This is a genomic window from Cytophaga hutchinsonii ATCC 33406, assembly GCF_000014145.1.
Lineage (GTDB): Bacteria > Bacteroidota > Bacteroidia > Cytophagales > Cytophagaceae > Cytophaga > Cytophaga hutchinsonii.
On record NC_008255.1, the window covers coordinates 66848 to 90602 of the forward strand.

Consider the following 23755-nt stretch of genomic DNA (forward strand, 5'->3'; position numbering starts at 1 on the left):
AATACCAACTAACTTTTTTATTATTTTACCTATGAAAAATATGGAAACAGCCGTGGACACCAAATACCATTCAATCATGCTTGTCGATGATAATGAAATCGACAACTTAATAAATCAAAAAATGATTGAAGCAGCCGGCATATGTACGCATATATTTGTTCACTCTGGTGCAAGAAGCGCCATTGAATTTTTGAAAAATATAGAGAAACTTGCTAAAGGGTCATTGGATTTGTATTTGCCGGATTTGATTTTTCTTGACATTGATATGCCTTTAATGGACGGCTTTCAATTTTTAGAAGAGTTTGAAAAAATGTCTGATCTGATAAAAGATCAATGCAACGTAATCATGCTTACATCCTCACTGAATCCACAGGATTTAATGAAGGCAAAAAAGAATAAACACATCATTAAATACATCAACAAACCATTGACCCTGGATAATCTAAGAAAGATTTAACTTCTTAAATTTCGGCAAGTTTGTCAATAAACTGATGATTCAGATTTAAATAATTAAACGGAGAATAATACTTCGGTAAAGCTAAATTAAGCTTGTCTACCAGAATGCTTAGTTTAGCTTTTTTAGCTTTTTTACCTTCATTCAAGGCCGTCTTACAAATCTTAATAATGATCACAGCATGTGCGCACTCATCTTTACCTAACAGGCGTATCTGGCGCTGAATGCTATTTACCAACTGATTAAATAAATCGTGCTCCTTGATCATTACATATTGAAGCGCAAGCAATAATTTAATTTCTAAAAACGTGTTGGGATATTTTTTTAACGCCGTTTCATTTAACAGGTTATTCAGATATTTAGCAGCCTCATCGTATTTTTCCGCGAAGAAGCAGGCAGACACTCTGTAGTTGATATAAAGAATGTATTCGGGAAGGTTTTGTTTGTTGATCTCATAATCTTCAAACAATTCTTTTGCTTCGCCATACATAAGCTTTTCCGTGCGTTCTGCTAAATAAAATGTTTGCTTTGACAGCAGCAATGCAGGAGAGAAGGTGTAAAGCGTATAGTTTGAAACAAAGACAGGCATGGATTCACTGATATCTTCCATGGCTTTTTTCAAACGCGCATCATTATCTACTAAATTGAAGTATTCAATTTTAAGATAATCAAGAACTAAGATCAAATGATAATAGGTTGCATCCAGATAGTATTGATCAAAAATTGTTTGAATCGATTCAAAGGTAGATTCCATTTCCGGTTTTGCAACCTTATCAATTTTCAATTCGTGAAAAATATTAATGAACGATTGAAAAACGAATAGCCGGTGTGATTGATAGAGGTTCGCAATGTTATTCATTTCACTACGCATTAACTCCAGGCCTATTTTATCAGACTCGCTGCCGGTTAAAAAGTATTCGCCGTATTTTTTAAAGTAATTCCCCAGCATATCCTCCGCTTTATCAAGCGCAAGCATGTAAGCTACATGGCGGTTATAAAGCTGCGAATAAGAGAAATGATCTTCAGGAGAATTGATTAATAACTTTTTAAGCGTTTTGTATATGATCGTCAATTCATTTGACAGATCGTAATCCAGTAATTCCTTTTCCAGCTTTTTTAAAGAAGCAATGGCAATCGCACGTTTCTTGGTGAAGATAATGTCGTGTACGGTAGCAACTTTTTTGATCAGCGAAGTACGAGGACTTTCCATTTCCTGAAGAAGGTATTCTTCAATTTTTTGGTTCAGCCTGGATCGAAGCGTGTAATATGCATTATTATTTACTTCAAGCTCTTCCATGATACGTGTATCTGAAAGCTGCTTCTCGCGCATAAATTTCAATAAATAAGCAGATTTTTCTGCATTGCTATTTATAAGAGAGTCGTAAATGGCTGTGTAATCTTTGGTGGACAGCTGTTTAATGATATTTTTAAGCTTCGACATGAAAAGTAATAATTAAACAATACAAATTTTTGGTACTAGTATATGTTTGTTCTAGCTAAAGTAACAAAAGAAGGTAATATTATCTAGTTATTGTAAATATATTAATGCACAATCAATTGCATTAAAAACACTTAAAACAGGGCTATAGAAGTATCTTTATACTTCTATTTACTTTCTAAAATTGTTTTTAAGTTTACAAGTCCTGTCTCCAGATCACCGCCCAGCACATCCTCCATGTCTACAAACAACAGAAAGAAATTTACAGGATATGCCATCTCGCCATCAAAGCCCCAGACTACTTTTGTTTCTTCTTCATCCTGTGCAATGGTTTCCATGAAAACATGATCTGTCGCTTCAAAGGGTTTGAAGAATCTTAATTCCAAATCAATTCGTTTATTCGGTATGATTTTTTTGATTTCCTGTTCCCCCTGTCCAACTTTTTTCATCTCGCTTTTCCAGGTAGCCGTAAAGCCAACTACTCCATCCCTTCCTCTGTATGTCTTGATGCTGTTTGTGTCTCGCTTAGCCCAAACACTGTAATGTTCCTGGTTTTTAATGTGAGAAACATAAGCAAAAACATCTGGCGAAGATCTATTGATAAGAATGCTTTTTGATACTTCGTAATGGCCGTCAACAAAGAAGGCAAATATAAATGTGAGTACTACAAGAGATAAAAAGCTTAGTGCTACAATTTTTACAATTTTCATAAAAGCAGACAAAAGTTAAACGTATCGTATTGAAAAGTTGTCACAAATAAATATACGAATAAATTCAAGCCAGGGATACCCTGATCATAAAAAAAGAGCTCTTCAAATTCCTGAAGAGCTCTTGTGGAGAATATCGGGTTCGAACCGATGACCTCTTGACTGCCAGCCAAGCGCTCTAGCCAGCTGAGCTAATCCCCCTTTAAGAATACAAATATATCTGTATTACTGGAATTATAATACACGTCTGGCTTTTATTAATATACTTTCATAATAACTCACATACAGATCGCTTTCGACAACCCCCAGTTTCGTAGAGGAATGAATGAACTTTACATCCCGCGGTCCTTTTACAATGCTGACTAAGCCAGCATGTACAACTTTGGATCCGCCTTTTTTATCGGTAAAAAAAACCATATCCCCAGGCTTCAGGTCGCTGTATTTAATGGCCGTACCTGCATTGCTTTGTTCGGCAGAAGTTCGCGGCAGTTGAATATTAACCTCCTTAAAGCAGAGCAGCATCAATCCCGAACAATCCATACCTGCTCTGCTCGTTCCTCCGAATTTATAAGGTGTACCGATATAAGAGCGTGCCTCCGTTATAACTTTATCGGCTTTTTCTGTACTTTCATGATTATTTCCTTTTGTAACAGTCTTAAGCTGTTTGTTATTTTCTTTTGCACGTTTTTGTTTTGCACTTCTGCAGCTCAATAACAAACCAACGAAAAGAAACAGAATGGCTAACCGGGAATAACGCATCGGTAATAGTTGTAATTTTAATTTAAGAATTATATGTGTGGAATTACGGGAATTTTTGCGTTTAATCAAATAGGAGCCTTCTATATGATTAATCTTGGCAAAAGTATTGAATTGCTTGCACATCGCGGGCCGGACGGCCGTGGTACATTTGTCGAAGAACTTATTGCACTTGGGCATAGACGGTTATCTGTTATTGATACGATCAATGGCCGCCAGCCTATGCATGATTCAACAGACAGATATGTCCTAACGTTTAACGGAGAAATATTTAATTATAAAATACTCAGAGAACAGCTCATTCAGGAAGCCGGTTATACCTTTACAACAGATTCTGATACGGAAGTATTGCTGAATGCCTATATACATTGGGGCGAAGCCTGCCTGCTGAAATTAAATGGTTTTTTTGCTTTTGCTATTTACGACAAACAGAAACATGAAATATTTGTAGCCAGAGACCGGATGGGTGTGAAGCCTTTGCTGTATTACAAAGATGAAGACAAATTTATTTTTGCTTCTGAAATGAAAGCTGTGCTGGCCTATAATGTTCCAAAGGAAATTGATTGGGTTTCTGTGCAGCAGTATTTTACCTTAGGCTATATTCCTGAACCGGATTCTATTTTTAAAGACGTTAAAAAACTCGAAGCCGGAAGTTATTTATTGATAAATAAGGCGGGTGTAATTTCTAAAAAATATTATGAAATACCTTCCAGTACGCAAACGAAGCATCAGCATTCATTTGAGCAGGCAGCTGCCCACGTAAAAGAACTGGTGGATGCATCTGTTAAGGACAGACTTGTTGCAGATGTACCTGTCGGCGCGTTTTTAAGCGGCGGTCTGGACTCTTCCATTGTTGTGGCAAGCGCGTCTAAACACGTTGAAAATCTACATACATTTTCAGTTGGCTTTAAAGGAGCGGATTTTTATGATGAAACGAAATCTGCTGAGCTTGTAGCAAAAACATTTAACACCAGCCATACAACTTTTTCACTCAGCCAAACAGAGCTTGCAGACAATATACTGCCTTGTCTGGAAAGCATGAGTGAACCCTTCGGAGATACATCTTCTTTGCCCTTATTTGTTTTATCAAAAAAAGTTGCACCTTCCATGAAAGTAATCCTTTCAGGAGATGGAGCCGATGAACTTTTTGGCGGCTACAACAAACACAGAGCCGAGTGGTTAATTAAAAATCCCAACTGGCAGATCCGTTTTGCTCAACTGATACAGCCTGTAGTAAAAATATTGCCGGGTAACAGGAATACACCTATGGGAGATAAGATTCGACAGGCTCAGAAATTAATCGAAGGCTTAACGTTAACAGATGCGGAAAGATACTACAGATGGTGTTCGGTATTTTCTGAAGAGGCACATAAAGAAATGTTCCAAGAAAATATTGCAGATAACGAAGAATATAAAATCAGGAAGGGTGGCATTTTACATGCGTTCAAAAAAAATCCATATGATTTGAACCGTATTTTATACACCGACCTGAATCTGGTGCTGGGCAGTGACATGCTGCATAAAGTTGACTCCATGTCTATGGCAAATGGCCTGGAGGTGCGGGAACCGATGATTGATTACCGGTTGGTAGAGTATGTTTCAACACTTCCTTCCAGTTATAAAATCAATAAAAACGGCGGCAAGCAAGTATTAAAGCACGCTTATAAAGATGAATTGCCTGCAGAAATTTTATCGAAAGCAAAACACGGATTTGATGTTCCGCTAACAAAAATATTTAGTAAGGAGTTAAAAGCGTGGATTTTAGACGAACTGCTAAGTCAGAAATTCATTGAACAGCAACACGTTTTTAAATGGAGTTATATTAAGAATATTAGAAACGCTATTGATAAAAATAGTAATTTAGATGAATCAAAGATTTGGCCACTTATTACATTTCAATTTTGGTGGAAGAAGTTTATGAACTAAATTAGTAGCAGGAATACAAATAGTTTTTTTGTAAATTAGTTACAGAAGATATTTTACGATACTGATTAATATAGAATGAAAAAACAATAACATATGAAGAAAGCATTAATTACAGGAGTAACGGGTCAGGATGGCGCTTATTTGAGCGAGTTTTTATTGAAAAAAGGATACGAAGTTCACGGCGTTAAAAGAAGATCTTCATTGTTTAACACAGATCGTATAGATCATTTATATGTAGATCAGCATGAAAAAAATGTAAAATTCAAGTTACATTATGGTGATTTAACAGATTCTACCAATTTAATCCGCATTATCCAGGAAGTTCAGCCGGATGAAATATATAATTTAGGAGCCATGTCTCACGTAAAAGTGAGCTTTGATACGCCGGAATATACTGCCAATGCAGATGGTATCGGAACACTGCGTATCCTTGAAGCAATCCGTATTTTAGGTTTGGAAAAAAAGACTAAAATCTATCAGGCTTCTACATCTGAACTTTACGGTTTGGTACAGGAAGTTCCGCAAAAAGAATCAACTCCTTTCTACCCGCGTTCTCCTTATGCTGTTGCGAAAATGTATGCATACTGGATCACGGTTAACTATAGAGAAGCATATAACATGTTTGCCTGTAACGGGATTTTGTTTAACCACGAATCTCCATTACGTGGAGAAACATTTGTTACAAGAAAAATTACACGTGCCGTAGCACGTATTGCTTTAGGTGCACAGGATAAAGTTTACTTAGGCAATCTTGATTCAAAGCGTGACTGGGGACATGCAAAAGATTATGTAGAAGCAATGTGGTTAATCCTGCAACAGAAAAAACCACAAGACTTTGTAATTGCTACGGGTGTTACCACAACGGTTAGAGATTTTGTTAAAATGGCGTTTGCCCGTGTTGGTATCGAAGTAGAATTTAAAGGCAGTGGCGTAAAAGAAACAGCTGTTGTTAAATCTTGCAAAAACAAAGAGTTTCAATTAAAAAAAGGAACTGTTGTTGTTGCAGTAGATAAAGCCTATTTCAGACCAACTGAAGTTGATTTGCTGATCGGAGATCCTTCCAAGTGTAAAAAGATTTTAAAGTGGAAACCGAAGTACAACCTTGCTATGCTTGTAAACGAAATGGTTGACGCAGATGTGCAATTATTCAAAAAAGACGAATACCTTAAGAAAGGTGGATTTAAAACATTAAGTCAATTTGAATAGTAATCATGCAAGTAAATAGTAAAATATATGTTGCCGGCCATAGAGGTATGGTTGGTTCTGCACTGGTTCGGTTGTTAGAGAAAAAAGGTTTTAAGAATATTATAACCCGAACGTCCAAAGAACTTGACTTAAGAGATCAGCAGCAGGTCAAACTGTTTTTTCAGGCAGAAAAGCCCGAGTATGTTTTTCTGGCAGCCGCTAAAGTAGGGGGTATTCAGGCAAACAACATTTACCGCGCAGATTTTATCTATGATAATCTTATCATGGAGGCAAATATCATTCACCAGTCATTTGAGACCAAAGTCAATAAATTATTGTTCTTAGGTTCTTCCTGTATTTATCCTAAAATGGCTCCGCAGCCGTTGCGTGAAGATGCATTGCTTACCGGCGTGCTGGAACCAACAAATGAACCGTATGCAATTGCTAAGATTGCCGGAATAAAAATGTGTGAAGCATATAAAGATCAATATGGCTGCAATTTTATTTCTGCTATGCCAACTAATTTATATGGTCCGAATGACAATTATGATCTGAATAATTCACACGTTTTACCAGCGCTTCTGAGAAAATTTCATGAAGCAAAAGTAAATGGTACAAAAACGGTAGAAGTTTGGGGCTCAGGCTCCCCGTTGAGAGAGTTTTTGCATGTAGATGATCTGGCAGAAGCGTGTTTGTTTTTAATGGAAAGCTATAACGACAAAGGCTTCGTAAATATTGGTAGCGGCGTTGATCTAAGCATAAAAGAATTGGCTACTCTCGTAAAAGAAGTAGTAGGTTTTGAAGGCGAATTGGTATTTGATGCTACCAAGCCAGACGGTACTCCGCGTAAATTGATGGATGTTTCTAAAATTGAAAAGTTAGGCTGGAAATATAAAATAGGCTTAAAAGAAGGAATAACTTCTGTATATAAAGAAGCGTTTAAAGCAGTATAAATTAATTTGTTTGTATGTTCATCATGGGTGATAAATAGGGAATGAATAAAAAGCACATACTTTATATCACATATGATGGACTTACAGATTTTTTAGGGCAGTCGCAGGTATTGCCGTATATTTTAGGCCTGGAAGAAAAAGGTTACCGATTCTCTATTTTAAGTTTTGAGAAACCAGAAAAGATTGATTCCAACAAACACATCATTCACGCACTTATTGCCAATAAAAACATTCAGTGGTATCCGCATACATATCACAAACGTTTTTCCATCCTTGCCACCCTTTGGGATCTGCACATAGGGCTTCGCTTCATTTGCAAGCTTTATAAAAAAGATAGATTCGACGGCGTTCATTGCAGAAGTTACATTCCGGCAATCATGGGGCTGCTTTCCAAAAAGATTTATCGTACAGGATTTATTTTTGATATGCGCGGCTTCTGGGCAGATGAACGGGTTGATGGAGCATTATGGAATCTGAAAAATCCTGTCTTTTATCTGGTCTATAAATTTTTTAAGTGGATTGAAAAAAAATGCCTGCTTCATGCTGATTATGTGGTTACGTTAACCAATAATAGTTACGAAGAAATGAAAACCTGGAAGTTTGTTACCGGCAATATTAAGTTTAAAATAATTCCTTGTTGTGCCGATCTGAATATTTTTTCCAGAGGGAAATTAGTGCCCGATGAAATAAAAAGATATGCGGAGAAAATACAGGCAGATGGAAAAACAGTCATATCCTATTTAGGATCCATCGGCACCTGGTATATGATCGATGAAATGATCGAGTTTTATCTGTTGTTTAAAGAGGAATTTAATCCTTCTGTATTTTTATTTATTACACCTGAAAAAGAATCAGATATTCTTACGGTTGTTCAGCAATACGGCTTAACCAAAGAAGATATTCGTGTTGTTCGGGCAGAACGCAAAGAAGTACCTTATTATTTAGCACTCAGCAATTATGCGTTGTTTTTCATAAAGCCAACCTACTCCAAAAAAAGCTCTTCGCCTACAAAGCTTGCAGAGATCATGGCTATGGGTGTTCCTGTAGTTTGTAATGGAAACGTTGGTGATGTAGAAACACAGGTTACTGAAAGTAAAGCCGGCATTGTATTAAAGACATTCAATACAGATGATTATAAAGAAACGAGCAAACAGCTTAAAACCAATTTGTCTGCATATTATAAAAAAGAGCACGCATTAGATTTTGTCGAAAATAATTTTTCTCTTAAAAATGGCGTGCAGTTATATTCTGAAATTTATTCCGAACTGTTTTCATGATACCGTACAACCAATCATCCGTATCAACACTACAAACTAAAGAAAGAAAAATTGATGTATTTTCTGTTGAAGGAAACGTAGACAATGAAACGGTAAAATCTTTTGGCGAAGAGTGGACGGCGTTTGATTCGTTTAATGAAACTGAAATATATAATGCCGGCGATAACTATTTTGATATTGTACCGGAAACAATATTAAAGCATATAACAAATGCGCTGGATGTTGGCTGCGGCACAGGGCGTTGGTCTTATTACCTGTCAGAAAAAGTTGGGTTTATAGAATGCATTGATCCCAGTGAAGCCGTGATTGCGGCATCTTCATTGCTGTCCGGTAAGAATAACATCCGTATTTCAAAGGCAGGTGTTGACAACATTCCATTTGCTGATGGTACATTTGATTTTGTTTTTAGTCTTGGTGTTTTGCACCATGTGCCTGATACAAAAAAAGCTGTACATGCCTGTGTTCAGAAGTTGAAAATGAATGGACATATATTGTTATATCTCTATTACAATCTGGAAAATCGCGGGCTTATTTTTAAAACACTTTTTCATTTGTCAAATTCGCTGCGCTGGATGGTAAGCAAACTACCCGGAGCAATTAAGCGGTTCGTTTGCGATTTGCTTGCTATAGTAATTTACATGCCTTTTGTTATCGTATCCCGTATACTGATCAAGTTGAATCTGGCAGCTTCAGTTGTTTCCCGTGTGCCCTTGTCGTGGTATGCAGATAAATCATTCAATATAATCCGTAATGATTCATTAGATCGCTTTGGTACGCCATTGGAACAACGGTTTTCAAAGCAGCAAATTACAGACATGCTTATACACGCAGGCTGTACAGATATTGTGTTTGCTGATAATGCACCATTTTGGAGAGTAATCGCTAAAAAGAAATGAAACAAAAGCGCATCGTTGTAATCTGTCCGCATCCTGAAGGGGTTGCTCCCGGTCAGCGCTTGAAATACGAACAATATTTTACGCATTTCAGAAACAACGGCATAGAAGTAGATGTGAAACCGTTTATGTCAGATCGGTTTTGGAATATCGTATATAAAAAAGGACATATCCTTGAAAAAATATTCTGGACACTGTACGGATACTTAAAAAGAATATGCCTGATTCCCCTTCTGCCGTTTTATGATGGTGTATACATATTCCTGAATGTTACACCCTTTGGAAAACCGCTTCTGGAAAGGATGTATATATGGATGAATCCGAACATAATTTATGATATTGACGACCTGGTTTTTTTAGGCAATACAACAAAAGTGAACAGATGGGTGTCACTATTAAAAAGGCCTGAAAAATACACATTTCTGATGCAGCGTGCGAAGCATGTAATTGTTTGTACACCCTATCTGGAAGCGTTTGTAAGGAAGTATAACAACAATGTTGATGATATCTCTTCAACAATAAATACAGAAGTGTATCTTCCCGTAAATACTTATACTAATGAAAAAACCTTGACAATAGGTTGGTCGGGCAGCCACAGCACATTGAAATATTTTTTCCTGTTAAAAGATATATTAATCGAATTACGGGAAAAACACACATTCAACATTCTTGTTTTTGGTGTGCATACATGCGAAGATACCGGTTTGCAGATTGAGGTTGTTCCGTTTAGTGAACAGGCAGAAGTTGCGACACTGCAGCGCATTGATATAGGTGTTTATCCGCTTCCGTTAGATGAGCAATGGGTTTATGGGAAAAGCGGATTGAAGGCACTTCAATATATGGCCTTGGGAATTCCAACAATAGCTACAGGCATAGCCGCCAATTTAAGGGTTATTGAGAATCGTAAAACAGGGATGCTGGTTAAAACAAAAGAAGAATGGCTAAACGGACTTGAGACGTTATTGACCGATGCATCGTTAAGAAGAGAACTTGGACTGGCTGCCAGAAAAAAAGTAGCTGATACATTTTCTATCGAAGCCAATAAGGATAAGTATCTAAAGATTGTAGTATCAATTGTCCGCTGAAAAAACCTTTCTCTTTTTAAATTTTTTCTTATCATTCGGTTCCTGCAGATAATACAACAGCAGGATGCCAACAATATAAAACGGGTAGCCTTGAATTTTATAGCGCACTAAACTGCCAAAGTTGTATGTTGTTACGCCAACCAAAAAGGAAAACAACAAGCCAAACAAAAGGAAAAACTGCAGATTGATATCCTTCGATAAAACAGTAAGCGTGTTTTTTAATCTCCTTTTATAAAAAAGCCGGATGGTAATAAACAGTACGAAGGAAGATTCAATAGCAGATAAAAACATAATCGGATTTCTGGACTCCCATAAATAAGGCCGGAATAAGGATACATTAATGCCGGCCGGCAATTTCAGTACGTAGCTCATAAGGTTATCATCCATTTCGCCCAGATCATATGTAGACCCTTGCGACCTCAGCGATACAGAGTGCAGGTAGTCACGCTGTATCTTTGCTGTCTGCATGATTTTTTCGCTCGAAAAACGTTCCTTTTGTGCGCCTAATTGTGTCACCAAAACATAACTGATCACCAAGCTGAAAACAATAATGAATGGAGCAATCAGGGCTCTTAAAAAAACATTTTGAATATTTTTTTTGTATTGCTGCGTAACCATAAAGGAAAAGCATGGAGCATAAGCAAGCAGTATATACAGTTTTATGGTAAGTATAATATAGCCTGTCAGTAATATATAAATCACATAGGTGGGCTTGAATTTATTATTAATAAAAACCTGGTAAAGGTAATAGTGAATGAGACATAAGGATGAAAAGCAAATAGTATCCTTCAGGATAGCGCTTCCCCACACAATTAAACTTGGCGCAAAAAAGAATCCCCAGGTAATAAATTTTTTATGATCAGGATATATGGTAAACAATAAATATACAAGTTTCCAGATGCACCAGAAAGAAATGTAACTATACAGAAAAGTTGTAACCAGATAGGAGTTAAAGGTGAAAAAATTAAGAAAGGAAGTGATTTTCAGAATGATCCGGGTGTCCGCAGCATTCATGTAATTCATACCGGTAAAAAGATTTTTAAGTTCTGTGTCGTCACCTGAAGGACTGTAAAAATAAATTCTGAAAAAATATTCAGGGTTTTCTAAGATGAGGTTGGTAAGTATGCGGCCTTCGTTGTAATACGTGCCGATGTCTCCGCCCTGGTAATAAAAATTAAATATAAGGGTTACAAACAGCCCTCCGAATATTTTCAGTGATAAACCTTTATAAATTGTTTTTTGAATGGTTTGATCTTTATAGATCAATTCTACAAGGATACGGGTAGCAACAAAAAAAAGGAAAATATAGACAGGGAGTAAAATGTATTCGTAGGAACTGATTAAATTCTTGCTGATGGAAAGTTCGTACGCCGACAGTTTTTGAAAACCCATTATTTAAGGAGGATACCTATTAATATTCTTGAAATTAACGAATAAATTGTATCTTGGACAATAAAACTACCGACAATGAGCATTAAATTAGATTCCATTGACAAGAACATCCTGGAAATTCTGCAAGCGAATGCTAAAATTACCAATTCGCAGCTTGCTACAGAAATTGGTTTGTCTCCTGCTCCAACACTTGAGAGAGTGCGGAAACTGGAAAATCTGGGTATAATTAAAAGCTACCATGCGGAAGTAGAAAGAGAATTGTTAGGAATCGGAACAGCGGTATTTGTTTCAGTATCCTTGTCAGGGCATAAGAAGCACCAGATCATGTCTTTTGTAAATCAGATGAACGCTATTCCGGAAGTTGTGGAATGTCATCACATAACCGGCTCAGGAGATTTTTTGCTGAAAATTTTAGCTAAAGACATAAATTCATATCAGAAACTAATTCTGGATAAATTGGTTGATATTGAAGAGATAGGGAACATGCAATCCATGATCATTCTTTCAACATACAAGGATTCTAAAGTTATGCCTATTTCTTAGGCTGCTTAAGGCGTTCCAGACCTGCTTCAGAATTAGCTGTAATTTCTTTGATTGTAGACGCGTATGATTTTTCGTCTAGTTTTTTAACACGTTTTATCGCATCCTTATAAAACGATTCAGCCCGCTTCGTGTTTTGCTGTTTTTCATATACAGAAGCCAATTGATAGGATGCATACGAATAGTTGTAAACCGCACTGTTATCCTGCTTATCTTCACCTAAATCAATTACTTTCAAAAAGAACTTTTCTGCTTCTGAATAATTCTGCGATTTAACTTCAATCATCCCTAAATAATAATAAGCAGATAATGAATATCCCATTTTATTCATGTTGCCGGACTCTGCAAAGGCTGCGGTTTTAAGTAAATAAAATTTAGATTTTTCCAGATCACTTTTTTCATATAATATGCGGCCTAAAAAATACGCCGCATATCTTCCGGTATTTACTTCATAGCCGGGCATTTCAATATTTACTTTATAATTAATATCGTAGCAGATTTTTTCACACTGAGCATAATATCCTAACTCGAAGGATAGACGTGCATACACCCGTTGAAAATAAGGATTGTCAGGAAAGTTTTCTGACAGGTATTTTGCATACGGATACGCCGCTCTGGAATTATTTTCTTCATTGGTATAGATTCTCAATAAAAAATACTGTGCCTCTATACGCGTATAAAAAGCGTTAGTGGCACATTCTTTTAATTGCGCCAGCCCTACAGCCTTATCTCCTTTTGGAAAAAGTCCAACCAATGGTTTTAGTAATGGATATTCTTCTTTTATCCATTCTGCATAATAATTGAAAATAGATTCGCCAAATAGAAATTCGGGATTCAGATCACCTTTGCCTTTTGTATACGTTAAGTAGTGCAGCGCACTCTTGCCTGCAAAGGCAGCTTTTACATATCCTTTATTTTCAGAAAAATACCGTCCTTTAAATCCATGCGCAGCACAAAGGAAAAAGGCCGCTTCCACATTTTGATCGTCTGCTTTGAATTGCTCTTCGCCTTTTTCAATTGTCTGATCTATGTAGTAAAGAAACTCTTTTTCGTAGGCATTGGTGTAATCATTGTTGTCAATATAAGGCATCATCTTCCACCAGTTACTCAATGCCATTAAGAAATAAGGCATCGGGTGATTGGGGTGCTGGCTTTTCAGATATAAAAAATAACCTTCCGCTTTTTCAAATTTGAAATTATATAAATCATTGACAGCATCTGTTCCTTCTATCTGTACAGCCTTGTCTGAAAGCAGCATGGTTGTATCTGCCTGACCAAGGCAAATAAAGTTTAAAAGAAATAATATAAATACTATCGGTGTTTTTTTCATTTTATCCTGTAGCTATTCGCAATCAAAGTATAATTTTAACGAAAACTATTGTAAGTTTATTCAATCTACTACATTTTAATATATGCAACTTTTAAAAGAACTATGCTCCATACATGCTCCTTCAGGAAATGAAGAGCCGCTTAAGGATTTTATTCTTGAATATATACGGAGTAATGCAGGATCATGGTCATATCAACCGGTAATATATGCGGATAATGATCTGCAGGATTGTATCGTACTTGTTTTTGGCAACCCCCGAACAGCTGTATTTGCGCATATGGATTCAATTGGTTTTACTGTTTCGTATAACAACCACCTGCACCCGATTGGTTCGCCTTCAGCAAAAGAAGGCTACCGGTTAGTAGGTAAAGATTCTAATGGAGACATAGAAGGCGTGTTGAAAATTGTTGATGAGGAATGGATGCTTGAAACAGATCGCCTTATTGATCGTGGAACGGAAGTAACATTCAAACCAGACTTCAGAGAAGAAGGTGACTTTATTTTAACACCCTATCTGGACGACCGCCTTGGTGTATGGACGGCATTGGAACTGGCCAAAACGCTGGAGCACGGGATCATTGCTTTTACGTGCTGGGAAGAACACGGCGGCGGTTCTGTTGCATACCTTGCGCGCTGGATCTATGAAACCTTTCATGTGAAACAATCGCTGATCTGTGACATTACCTGGGTAACAGAAGGCGTGGAAGCAGGAAAAGGTGTTGCAATCTCCATGCGCGACCGGATGATTCCGCGTAAAAAATATGTAAACCGTATTATTGAACTGGCCAGACAAACGGATATTCCGTTTCAACTGGAGGTAGAAGGTGCCGGCGCCAGTGACGGACGTGAACTGCAGCTTTCTCCTTATCCATGGGACTGGTGTTTTATCGGCGCGCCCGAAAAAGATGCCCATACGCCGAATGAATGCGTACATAAAAAGGATATTGAATCGATGGTAGGGTTATATAAGTATTTGATGGAAAAGTTATAAAGCTGAAAGCGAAAGGCTAAACGCTTAAAATGGCACATTGGATTTTACAACGAAGCCTTTTACCTTAGGCGTTAAGCTTTTTGCCTTCAATGCTTACCCTTTCACCGAAAAAGCGTATTTTTGTTCCTTCAAATAAAATTAAGTCCCCTTATGTTGAATATTGTCTTATTTGGCCCTCCCGGAGCAGGTAAAGGAACACAAAGTGAAAAATTAATTGCTAAATATAAATTAGCACATTTATCTACAGGAGATATTTTTCGCGATCACATTTCCCGTAAAACAGAACTTGGCGTAAAAGTTAAGGAATACATAGACAATGGTTTGCTGGTGCCGGATGAAGTAACGGTAGGCATCTTAAAAGCGGCTATTGAATCTAATGCAGGTGCAACAGGTTTTATCTTTGATGGTTTTCCAAGAACGGTGCATCAGGCAGAAGTATTGGATAATATGCTTGCAACACTGCAAACAAAAATCCATGCTGTTGTTGCGCTGGATGTGAATGAAGAAGAACTGAAAAAACGTATTGAGATCCGCAAGCAGACTTCGGGTCGTGCAGATGATGATGCAGAAAAAGTATTAAAGCGCATCGACGAATATTTCAATAAAACCGTTCACGTACTTCCGTATTATGAAGCGCAAGGTAAAGCAGTGAAAGTGCAGGGTATCGGAGAGATTGAAACAATCTTCACTGAAATCTGCAACGCTGTAGATGCAGCAAAATAATCCATACCACACCGTTTTATTTCACATTCTATTGAAATAAAACGGTGTTTTCTATACCATTCAATCTCCGTGTAATATATGCAGAGCGGGCCGTATTGAATTTGAATGGCATTCTGCAAAGCAGACCATTTTGTAAAAAAATATAATTTCATCGGGCGTTAAGCTTTCCGCTTTCCGCTTTAAGCAAAAAATAAGTGGCTTCTTCCAACTTTATAGATTACGTAAAAGTATGCTGCCGCTCCGGTAAAGGAGGCGCTGGCGCCGTTCATTTCCGCAAGGAGAAACACACGCCCCTTGGTGGTCCGGATGGCGGAAACGGCGGGCGTGGAGGACATATTATATTAAGAGGTAATGTTCAGTTATGGACGTTGCTGCACTTGAAATATACCAAACACATCATGGCCGAAGACGGAGAGCGCGGTGGTACAAACCGGGCATCAGGTGCGCAAGGTAAAGATCAGATTGTAGAAGTACCGCTTGGTACTATTGCACGCGATCCTGAAACGGGAGAAAAAATTGCAGAGATCACCGAAGACGGACAGGAAATCATTCTGATTCCCGCAGGTAGAGGCGGATTAGGAAACGAGCAATTCAAAACATCTACCAATCAGGCTCCGCACTATGCACAACCAGGTGAGCCAGGTATAGAAGCCTGGGTAATACTTGAATTGAAAGTGCTGGCAGATGTTGGTTTGGTAGGCTTCCCGAATGCCGGAAAATCTACGTTGTTGTCAAAAGTTTCTGCTGCAAAGCCGGAGATTGCAGATTATGCTTTTACAACGCTGGCGCCAAATCTGGGTGTGGTAAAATACCGCGACTACCGTTCATTTATCATGGCCGATATTCCGGGAATTATTGAAGGTGCTGCGGAAGGAAAAGGTTTGGGAATCCGCTTCCTGAGACACATCGAACGCAATTCAATCTTATTGTTTTTAATAGCTGCCGATTCAAAAGATATTCGTGCAGAGTATGAAATATTATTGAACGAACTTCAAAAATACAATCCGGAGTTGCTTCATAAAGATCGGATTCTAGCAATTTCTAAATCAGATATGCTTGATGATGAATTAAAAGCTGAACTGAAAAAAGAACTTCCTAAAGGTGTTGAGACAGTATTTTTCTCTTCATACTTAAACCAGGGGCTAACGGAACTGAAGGATTTATTATGGACAACCATGAATAAACCTAAAAGCGACTTTATGGAATAGAACTTAATTAAATAGCGCGGTGTCATATTGTCAGAAAAACAGCTTGGCAAACTTATTGACAACCCCTATTTGTCAAATCATATCATACTTATGGCAAACGAAGAAATTAACGAAGAACAAATGGATAATTCTGCTGAAAAAGAAGTAGTTGCAGAAACTTCTGAAAAGGCGCCTGAATTGACAGAACTGGAAAAAGCAACGGCAGAAGCCGCTGATTGGAAAGATAAATATGTCAGATTGTACGCAGAATTTGACAATTATAAAAGACGGACAAGCAAGGAACGCATTGATTTGCTTAAAACAGCAAATGAAGATTTAATGAGCAGTCTGATTCCTGTTATCGATGATTTTGACCGTGCATTGAAAAATATTCCTGCTACAGAAGATACAAAAGCATTACGTGAAGGAGTAGAATTGATTCATAATAAATTCAACAAAACACTTACGCAAAAAGGGTTGACACCCATGAATGCGCAGGGTGAAGTATTCAATAGTGAATTGCATGAAGCAATTACACAAATACCTGCTCCGACAGAAGATTTGAAAGGCAAAGTAGTGGATGAAGTTGAGAAGGGATACTATTTAGGAGATAAAGTAATCAGATACGCGAAGGTTGTTATTGGAGCTTAAGAAATGGCAAAGAGAGATTATTACGAAGTACTGGAAATTACAAAATCAGCTTCTGCAGACGAGATTAAAAAAGCGTACCGTAAGTTAGCGATTAAATTTCACCCGGATAAAAATCCAGACAATCCTGAAGCAGAAGAAAAATTTAAAGAAGCTGCTGAGGCATATGAAGTATTAAGTACGCCGGAAAAACGTCAGCGTTACGATCAATACGGTCATCAGGCTGCTGGCGGCGGCGGTTACGGCGGCGGTATGAATATGGATGACATATTCTCACAATTCGGGGATGTATTTGGCAGCGGCGGCTCTCCGTTTGAAAGTTTCTTTGGCGGCGGTGGCGGCGGCAGAGGACGTGGTGTTCGTAAAGGTTCCAACCTGCGCATTAAGTTGAAACTAAACTTAGAAGAAATTGCAAATGGTTGTGAAAAGAAAATAAAAGTTAAGCGCCAGGTTGCCTGCGACGAGTGCAGCGGTACCGGAGCTAAAAATGGTGCCGTACAGAAGTGTGGTACATGTAACGGCACAGGCCAGGTGAAGCGTGTGGTAAATACGATGCTTGGACAGATGATGTCTGCAACTACCTGCCCTACGTGTAATGGCGAAGGCACAACGATTAAAGATAAATGTACCAGCTGCCACGGGCAAGGTACGGTTGAGAAAGAAGAAACAATCACGATCAAAATACCTGCAGGTGTTGTAGATGGCATGCAGCTGTCTATGAGCGGAAAAGGGAACATGCCTCCAAGAGGCGGTGTTGCCGGCGACTTGTTAATCCTGATCGAAGAAATTGAAGACGAACAATTAAAACGGGATGGTTTAAATATCATCTACGAACTATATGTAACCTTCTTTGATGCGGTATTCGGCACCAGTGTTGAAGTACCAACGGTTGATGGTAAAGTGAAGATCAAAATTGAACCGGGAACACAAAGCGGAAAGATTTTACGTCTGCGTTCTAAAGGGTTAAAAGATGTAAACAGCTACCAGAAAGGTGACCAACTGATCTACGTTAATGTGTGGACACCACAAACTTTATCAAAAGAAGAAAAAGAATTATTGGCAACCATTAAAGAATCTGAAAACTTCAAACCCAATCCGGGTAAGAATGACAAATCATTCTTCGAACGTATGAAAGAATTCTTTTAACAGGTGAGCGTATTTATATTTTAAAAGCCTTTCAGTGTATGGAAGGCTTTTTTTATGGGTCTGAATCAGGTAGTTGGGAAATCCGGACAGATTATTCAGATTTTTACCGGATTGTGCCGAATTAACTATCCTTTTCTTCTCGAAAAACACTAAAAAACACTATTTTTGCAGGTATTTTTATTAAGATAATACCAATACTATGAAAGTGTTAAAGTTCGGTGGTACCTCAGTAGGTTCAGTAGAGAGTATCCGTAAAGTCGCAGAAATTCTTTCTTCATACAAAAAGAAAGAAAAGTTTGTAGTTGTTTTTTCTGCCATGTCAGGAATTACAAATTTACTTGTTGAAGTAGGTCAGAAAGCATCTACAACAGATATTTCTTATCAGCAGGTTTTAAAAACGATTGAACAGAAACACGTAAGCACGGCAAAGACATTGATTGATGTTAAGAATCAGGGCAAAGTTATTGCGCAGCTGAAATTGATATTAAACGAACTGCAGGATTTATTACACGGCGTTTATTTATTGAAAGAATTATCGCCGCGCTCTAACGATCTTGTGTTAAGTTTTGGCGAAAGGCTTTCTTCATACCTGGTTTCTGAGTTCTTGAAACAGGAAGGCGTAGACGTTACATTCCTGGATGCCCGTAAAGTAATTATTACCGATAGCAGCTTTGGTTCAGCGAAAGTTGATTTCAAAAAAACAGACAAAGCGATCAAAGATTATTTCAAAGATATTAAGTCCAGTGTCGTAACTACCGGTTTTATCGGTTCAACCGATAAAGGTGAAACGACAACATTAGGCAGAGGCGGTTCGGATTATACCGCTTCCGTTTTTGGTGCTGCGCTGGATAGCGAAGGCATTGAAATATGGACAGACGTTGATGGCATCATGACGGCAGACCCGCGTAAAGTAAAACGCGCATTTACGCTTCCGCAGGTGTCCTACATCGAAGCAATGGAAATGTCGCACTTCGGCGCTAAAGTTATATATCCGCCAACATTACAGCCGGCATTCAAAAAAAGAATTCCCATCTGGATTAAAAATACATTCAATACAGCATTTGAAGGAACGTTGATCAACGAGAAAACAAGTGCAACGGATCACTCCGTAAAAGGTATTTCTTCTATAGAAAATATTTCTATGCTGAACCTTACCGGCAGCGGTATGGTTGGCGTACCGGGAGTATCCGGCCGCTTATTCGGGGCATTGGCACGTAACTTTATCAATGTTATCTTAATTACACAGGCATCTTCAGAACATTCTATCTGCTTTGTAATTGATTCAAAAGAATCGGCAAAAGCGAAAGATGCTGTTGAAGAAGAGTTTGAACATGAGATCAAAGCAGGCAAAATAGATAAACTGCACGAAAAAGATAATCTGGCAATCGTTGCAGTTGTTGGCGATAACATGCGCCATACACCGGGTATTGCAGGTAAACTCTTCTCTTCTTTAGGAAAAAATGGCATCAACGTTGTTGCCATTGCACAAGGCTCTTCAGAGATCAACTTGTCTGTAGTAATCGGAAAAGAAGATTTAACAAAAGCATTAAATGTTATTCATGAATCATTCTTCCTGAGTGATGTGAAAACGATTAACGTGTTTGTAGTAGGTGTAGGTCTGATCGGCAGTGCATTATTAAAACAGCTGCAGAAACAGTCCACCTATCTTCAGAAAGAAAAAGGCTTTAAGATCAATGTGGTTGGTTTAGCAAACAGTAAAAAAATGCTTATCAATGAAAATGGTGTAGCATTGACCAGCTGGAAAGAAAAACTGGACGAAGGAGAGAAAGCAAATCTGAAAGAATTTGTAAAACGAATGATTGATTTGAATCTTCGGAACTCCATTTTTGTTGACAATACATCCAACAAAGATGTGGTTTCATTCTATCACAACATCTTGGATGAGAGCATTTCTATCGTTACACCCAACAAACTTGCTAATTCAGGTTTATATAAGGATTACCAGAAACTTCAGGAAACTGCCTTTAAACGTGGTGTGAAGTTAATGTACGAAACGAACGTTGGTGCAGGTCTTCCTGTTATCAATACATTAAACGATTTAAAAGACAGCGGTGATAAAATCATTCGCATAGAAGGTGTTTTATCGGGGACATTATCATACATTTTCAACAACTTCAAAGGCGACAAAAAGTTCAGCGATATTGTTAAAGAAGCGAAGGAAAAAGGCTTTACCGAGCCGGATCCCAGAGATGATTTAAATGGAAAAGATGTTGCACGTAAGATTTTAATCCTGTCACGTGAAGCGGGTTTCAATCTAGAGTTTGATGATGTAGTAGTAGAAAACATTCTGCCGGCACCCTGTCTGAAAGCGAAAACAGTTGAAGAGTTCTTCGTCGAATTAGAGAAAAATAATAATGTATTCTCTAAGAAACGTGATGAAGCGGATAAAGCAAATAAAGTATTACGTTTCATTGCAAAACTTGAAAACGGAAAAGCGGAAGTAAGTTTGCAATCGGTAGACAGTACGCATCCATTCTTCTCCCTTTCAGGAAGCGATAACATGATTGCGTATACAACGGAAAGATACAAAGAAAGACCATTGGTAATTAAAGGTCCTGGAGCTGGTGCAGAAGTTACTGCTGCAGGTGTATTTGGTGATATCATCCGTATCAGTAATTACTTAAAGGGGTAATAAGTTTTAAGTTTTAAGTAATAAGAAAAGAATATAGCACACCTATCAATCTTTTCAGTCTTAAAACATAGAACTTAAAACATAGAACTTAAAGATGAAAGATAGTATAAAAGTATTTGCGCCTGCTACCGTTGCCAATGTTTCCTGCGGCTTCGATGTGTTGGGTTTTGCTGTAGACAATCCGGGCGATGAAGTATTGCTTCGTTTGTCTGATAAAAAAGGAGTGCGCATTACTTCTATAACCGGTGATGATGGCCGTCTACCAAAGGATGCTGAAAAGAATACAGTAAGTATTTCTATTCTGCGTTATTTAGAGACATTGGGTATTGAGCAGGGAATAGAAATTGAACTGACTAAAAAAATGCCGTTAGGCAGTGGTTTGGGGTCAAGTGCAGCTTCTACGGTTGCAGGTGTATATGCGATCAATCAGTTGCTGGGAAATAAAATGGAGGTGAAAGATTTACTTCCGTTTGCGATGGAAGGAGAATTTTTAGCTTGCGGTTCTGCACACGCCGATAACGTTGCACCGTGTTTGTATGGAGGTTTTGTATTGGTAAGAAGTTACGATCCGCTGGATGTTGTTAAACTTCCTGTGCCTGCAAATTTGTATGCAACCATTATTCATCCGCATGTAGAAGTGCAGACAAAGGATGCCCGCAACATTTTACCAAAACAGATTGCATTAAGCCAGGCTGTTGCGCAGTGGGGGAATGTAGGCGGCTTAGTGGCGGGCTTGCTGATGAACGATACAAGCCTGATCGGACGTTCCATGCAGGATCATATTGTTGAACCGGCACGTTCTGTTTTAATACCAGGCTTTGATGATGTAAAAAAGGCAGCGCTTGATGCAGGTGCATTAGGTTGCTCGATTTCTGGTTCCGGCCCGTCGATCTTTGCATTAAGTACCAGTCAGGAAGCTGCTCAGAAAATCGGACAGGCGATGAAAAAAGGCTTTGATGCAATCAACATCGGCAGCGATGTGTATGTGTCGACTGTGAATCAGCAAGGACCGAAGGTTATCTAAGCCGAAGGCTGAAGGCAGAAAGCCTAAAGCGAAAAAATCTAGTTTTAAAAAGAAACAAATTCGCCTTCAGCTTTTAGCTTTAGGCCTTAAGCATAAAAGAAATGAAACTATACAGTACAAATCATCAGGTACCAGAAGTAAATTTAAAAGAAGCAGTATTCAAAGGTTTACCGGATGATAACGGTTTATATATGCCGGAGAATATTCCAACATTGCCGGCTTCATTTTTTGAAAACATTGATACCCTTTCTTTTCAGGATATTGCCTTTGAAGTATGCAAAGCATTGATCGGTGATGAAGTTCCGGAAAAAGAAATCAGAAGCATTGTTGATGATGTATTAACGTTTGACGCACCTGTTGTTAAGGTTGAAAACAACATCTATGTGCTTGAATTGTTTCATGGCCCTACGCTGGCATTCAAAGATTTCGGTGCCCGTTTCATGGCCCGTCTGATGTCTTACTTTTTACAAAAAGAAAAGAAAGACATCATGATTTTAGTAGCAACATCCGGAGATACTGGCAGCGCCGTTGCACAGGGTTTTCTGGACAAAGCAGGTATTAAAGTTACCATCTTATATCCAAGCAAAAAGGTAAGTGATCTGCAGGAAAAGCAGCTTACAACACTTGGTAAAAACATTACGGCACTTGAAGTGCTGGGTACGTTTGACGATTGTCAGCGTATGGTAAAACAAGCGTTCTTGGATAAAGAAATTACATCTAAGATCAACCTGTCTTCTGCAAATTCAATCAACATCAGTCGTTTGATTCCACAGTCGTTTTATTATTTCTATGCCTACGCACAAGCGAAAAAGCTAGGAAAGAAAGTTGTTTTCTCTGTGCCAAGCGGAAACTTCGGAAATATATGCGCAGGTTTGATTGCCAAGAAAATGGGCTTGCCGATTGATATGTTTGTAGCTTCTACAAATGCAAACGACATTATGCCTAAATACATTAATACAGGAGTATTTGAAGCAAAACCTTCTGTTGCAACAATCAGCAATGCCATGGATGTTGGAAATCCAAGCAACTACCCGCGTGTGATTGAATTATACGGGAAAGATATCAATGCATTGCGTAAAGATGTAGTTGGTAAAGCATATACAGATGAAGAGACAGCAGCTGCGGTTAAGTCTGTATATAAGGCTACAGGATACGTGATGGATCCGCATGGTGCCGTTGGTTACTTAGGCTTAAAAGAATACTTTGAAGAAAGCGGAAAAGATGCTACAGGTATATTCTTAGCTACAGCACATCCGGCTAAGTTTATTGAAGTCGTAAATGATATCATTGAAAAAGATGTAGAGATTCCTGCGCAACTGAAAGAACTGATCAATAAGAAACAGGAATCTATTGTTATTGAAAATGATTTTGAAAAACTGAAATCGTTTCTGTTGACGGCTCTTTAAAAGAGACCAACATAATTCACTTATATAAATTAAAAAAGACT

The 23755-nt window shown here is 38.2% G+C and carries 21 protein-coding genes and 1 tRNA gene; 16 read left to right on the forward strand and 6 right to left on the reverse strand.

The window, feature by feature from the left end:
* The first annotated feature begins 31 nt into the window (after positions 1-31).
* Positions 32-457 carry a response regulator gene (locus CHU_RS00275; protein WP_011583464.1) on the forward strand — a complete coding sequence of 142 codons (426 nt, stop codon included), beginning with the start codon at positions 32-34 and terminating at the stop codon, positions 455-457.
* A gap of 4 nt (positions 458-461) precedes the next feature.
* Here the strand turns inward: CHU_RS00275 and CHU_RS00280 are convergent, their stop codons facing one another.
* The 4 genes from CHU_RS00280 to CHU_RS00295 form a co-directional block, all read right to left on the reverse strand.
* Positions 462-1895 (reverse strand): hypothetical protein, encoded by a 1434-nt coding sequence (locus CHU_RS00280; RefSeq protein WP_011583465.1) that lies wholly within the window; start codon positions 1893-1895, stop codon positions 462-464.
* A 164-nt stretch (positions 1896-2059) separates the two neighbouring features.
* Complete coding sequence (locus CHU_RS00285) at positions 2060-2602, reverse strand: SRPBCC family protein (protein ID WP_041932096.1); 543 nt, start codon at positions 2600-2602, stop codon at positions 2060-2062.
* 124 nt (positions 2603-2726) lie between these two features.
* Positions 2727-2800: transfer RNA gene (locus CHU_RS00290), tRNA-Ala, on the reverse strand.
* A gap of 33 nt (positions 2801-2833) precedes the next feature.
* Positions 2834-3358, reverse strand: coding sequence for a C40 family peptidase (locus tag CHU_RS00295; protein ID WP_011583467.1), 525 nt, complete (start codon positions 3356-3358; stop codon positions 2834-2836).
* A gap of 33 nt (positions 3359-3391) precedes the next feature.
* On the opposite strand from CHU_RS00295, the gene asnB reads away from it, so the two are divergent.
* From asnB to CHU_RS00325, 6 genes are all read left to right on the forward strand, one after another.
* Positions 3392-5281 carry an asparagine synthase (glutamine-hydrolyzing) gene (gene asnB, locus CHU_RS00300; RefSeq protein WP_011583468.1) on the forward strand — a complete coding sequence of 630 codons (1890 nt, stop codon included), beginning with the start codon at positions 3392-3394 and terminating at the stop codon, positions 5279-5281.
* Positions 5282-5374: 93 nt separating this feature from the next.
* Entirely contained in the window at positions 5375-6487 is a 1113-nt protein-coding gene (gmd, locus tag CHU_RS00305; protein WP_011583469.1) for a GDP-mannose 4,6-dehydratase, read from the forward strand.
* A 5-nt stretch (positions 6488-6492) separates the two neighbouring features.
* Positions 6493-7419 (forward strand): GDP-L-fucose synthase, encoded by a 927-nt coding sequence (locus CHU_RS00310; protein WP_011583470.1) that lies wholly within the window; start codon positions 6493-6495, stop codon positions 7417-7419.
* Between the two features lie 41 nt (positions 7420-7460).
* The gene (locus CHU_RS00315) at positions 7461-8696 is read left to right on the forward strand and encodes a glycosyltransferase (protein ID WP_011583471.1); all 1236 of its coding nucleotides are present in this window, start codon (positions 7461-7463) and stop codon (positions 8694-8696) included.
* Positions 8693-9592 carry a class I SAM-dependent methyltransferase gene (locus CHU_RS00320; protein ID WP_011583472.1) on the forward strand — a complete coding sequence of 300 codons (900 nt, stop codon included), beginning with the start codon at positions 8693-8695 and terminating at the stop codon, positions 9590-9592. The genes CHU_RS00315 and CHU_RS00320 overlap by 4 nt, the downstream gene beginning before the upstream one ends.
* The gene (locus tag CHU_RS00325) at positions 9589-10674 is read left to right on the forward strand and encodes a glycosyltransferase family 4 protein (RefSeq protein ID WP_011583473.1); all 1086 of its coding nucleotides are present in this window, start codon (positions 9589-9591) and stop codon (positions 10672-10674) included. The genes CHU_RS00320 and CHU_RS00325 overlap by 4 nt, the downstream gene beginning before the upstream one ends.
* Here the strand turns inward: CHU_RS00325 and CHU_RS00330 are convergent.
* Positions 10660-12066 carry a hypothetical protein gene (locus CHU_RS00330; RefSeq protein WP_011583474.1) on the reverse strand — a complete coding sequence of 469 codons (1407 nt, stop codon included), beginning with the start codon at positions 12064-12066 and terminating at the stop codon, positions 10660-10662. The genes CHU_RS00325 and CHU_RS00330 overlap by 15 nt on opposite strands.
* A gap of 75 nt (positions 12067-12141) precedes the next feature.
* Here CHU_RS00330 and CHU_RS00335 point away from each other — a divergent pair, with 75 nt between their 5' ends.
* Entirely contained in the window at positions 12142-12609 is a 468-nt protein-coding gene (locus CHU_RS00335; RefSeq protein WP_011583475.1) for an Lrp/AsnC family transcriptional regulator, read from the forward strand.
* On the opposite strand, the gene CHU_RS00340 is transcribed toward CHU_RS00335, so the two are convergent.
* Positions 12599-13936: a tetratricopeptide repeat protein gene (locus CHU_RS00340; protein WP_011583476.1), complete on the reverse strand. Its 1338-nt coding sequence runs from the start codon at positions 13934-13936 to the stop codon at positions 12599-12601. The two genes, CHU_RS00335 and CHU_RS00340, sit on opposite strands and share 11 nt — an antisense overlap.
* A gap of 82 nt (positions 13937-14018) precedes the next feature.
* On the opposite strand from CHU_RS00340, the gene CHU_RS00345 reads away from it, so the two are divergent.
* The 8 genes from CHU_RS00345 (at position 14019) to thrC (ending at position 23714) form a co-directional block, all read left to right on the forward strand.
* Positions 14019-14927 carry a M20/M25/M40 family metallo-hydrolase gene (locus CHU_RS00345; protein ID WP_011583477.1) on the forward strand — a complete coding sequence of 303 codons (909 nt, stop codon included), beginning with the start codon at positions 14019-14021 and terminating at the stop codon, positions 14925-14927.
* Positions 14928-15077: 150 nt separating this feature from the next.
* A complete protein-coding gene (locus CHU_RS00350; protein ID WP_041932097.1) occupies positions 15078-15650 on the forward strand; it encodes an adenylate kinase in 573 nt (190 codons plus the stop codon).
* A gap of 194 nt (positions 15651-15844) precedes the next feature.
* Positions 15845-16858: a GTPase ObgE gene (obgE, locus tag CHU_RS00355; RefSeq protein ID WP_011583479.1), complete on the forward strand. Its 1014-nt coding sequence runs from the start codon at positions 15845-15847 to the stop codon at positions 16856-16858.
* A gap of 90 nt (positions 16859-16948) precedes the next feature.
* Positions 16949-17488 carry a nucleotide exchange factor GrpE gene (locus CHU_RS00360; RefSeq protein WP_011583480.1) on the forward strand — a complete coding sequence of 180 codons (540 nt, stop codon included), beginning with the start codon at positions 16949-16951 and terminating at the stop codon, positions 17486-17488.
* 3 nt (positions 17489-17491) lie between these two features.
* A complete protein-coding gene (dnaJ, locus tag CHU_RS00365; protein ID WP_011583481.1) occupies positions 17492-18631 on the forward strand; it encodes a molecular chaperone DnaJ in 1140 nt (379 codons plus the stop codon).
* A gap of 199 nt (positions 18632-18830) precedes the next feature.
* On the forward strand, positions 18831-21284 hold the full coding sequence (gene thrA / locus CHU_RS00370; protein ID WP_011583483.1) for a bifunctional aspartate kinase/homoserine dehydrogenase I: 2454 nt from the start codon (positions 18831-18833) through the stop codon (positions 21282-21284).
* A 94-nt stretch (positions 21285-21378) separates the two neighbouring features.
* Positions 21379-22308 (forward strand): homoserine kinase, encoded by a 930-nt coding sequence (locus CHU_RS00375; protein WP_011583484.1) that lies wholly within the window; start codon positions 21379-21381, stop codon positions 22306-22308.
* Positions 22309-22409: 101 nt separating this feature from the next.
* On the forward strand, positions 22410-23714 hold the full coding sequence (thrC, locus tag CHU_RS00380) for a threonine synthase (protein WP_011583485.1): 1305 nt from the start codon (positions 22410-22412) through the stop codon (positions 23712-23714).
* The last annotated feature ends 41 nt before the right edge of the window (positions 23715-23755 follow it).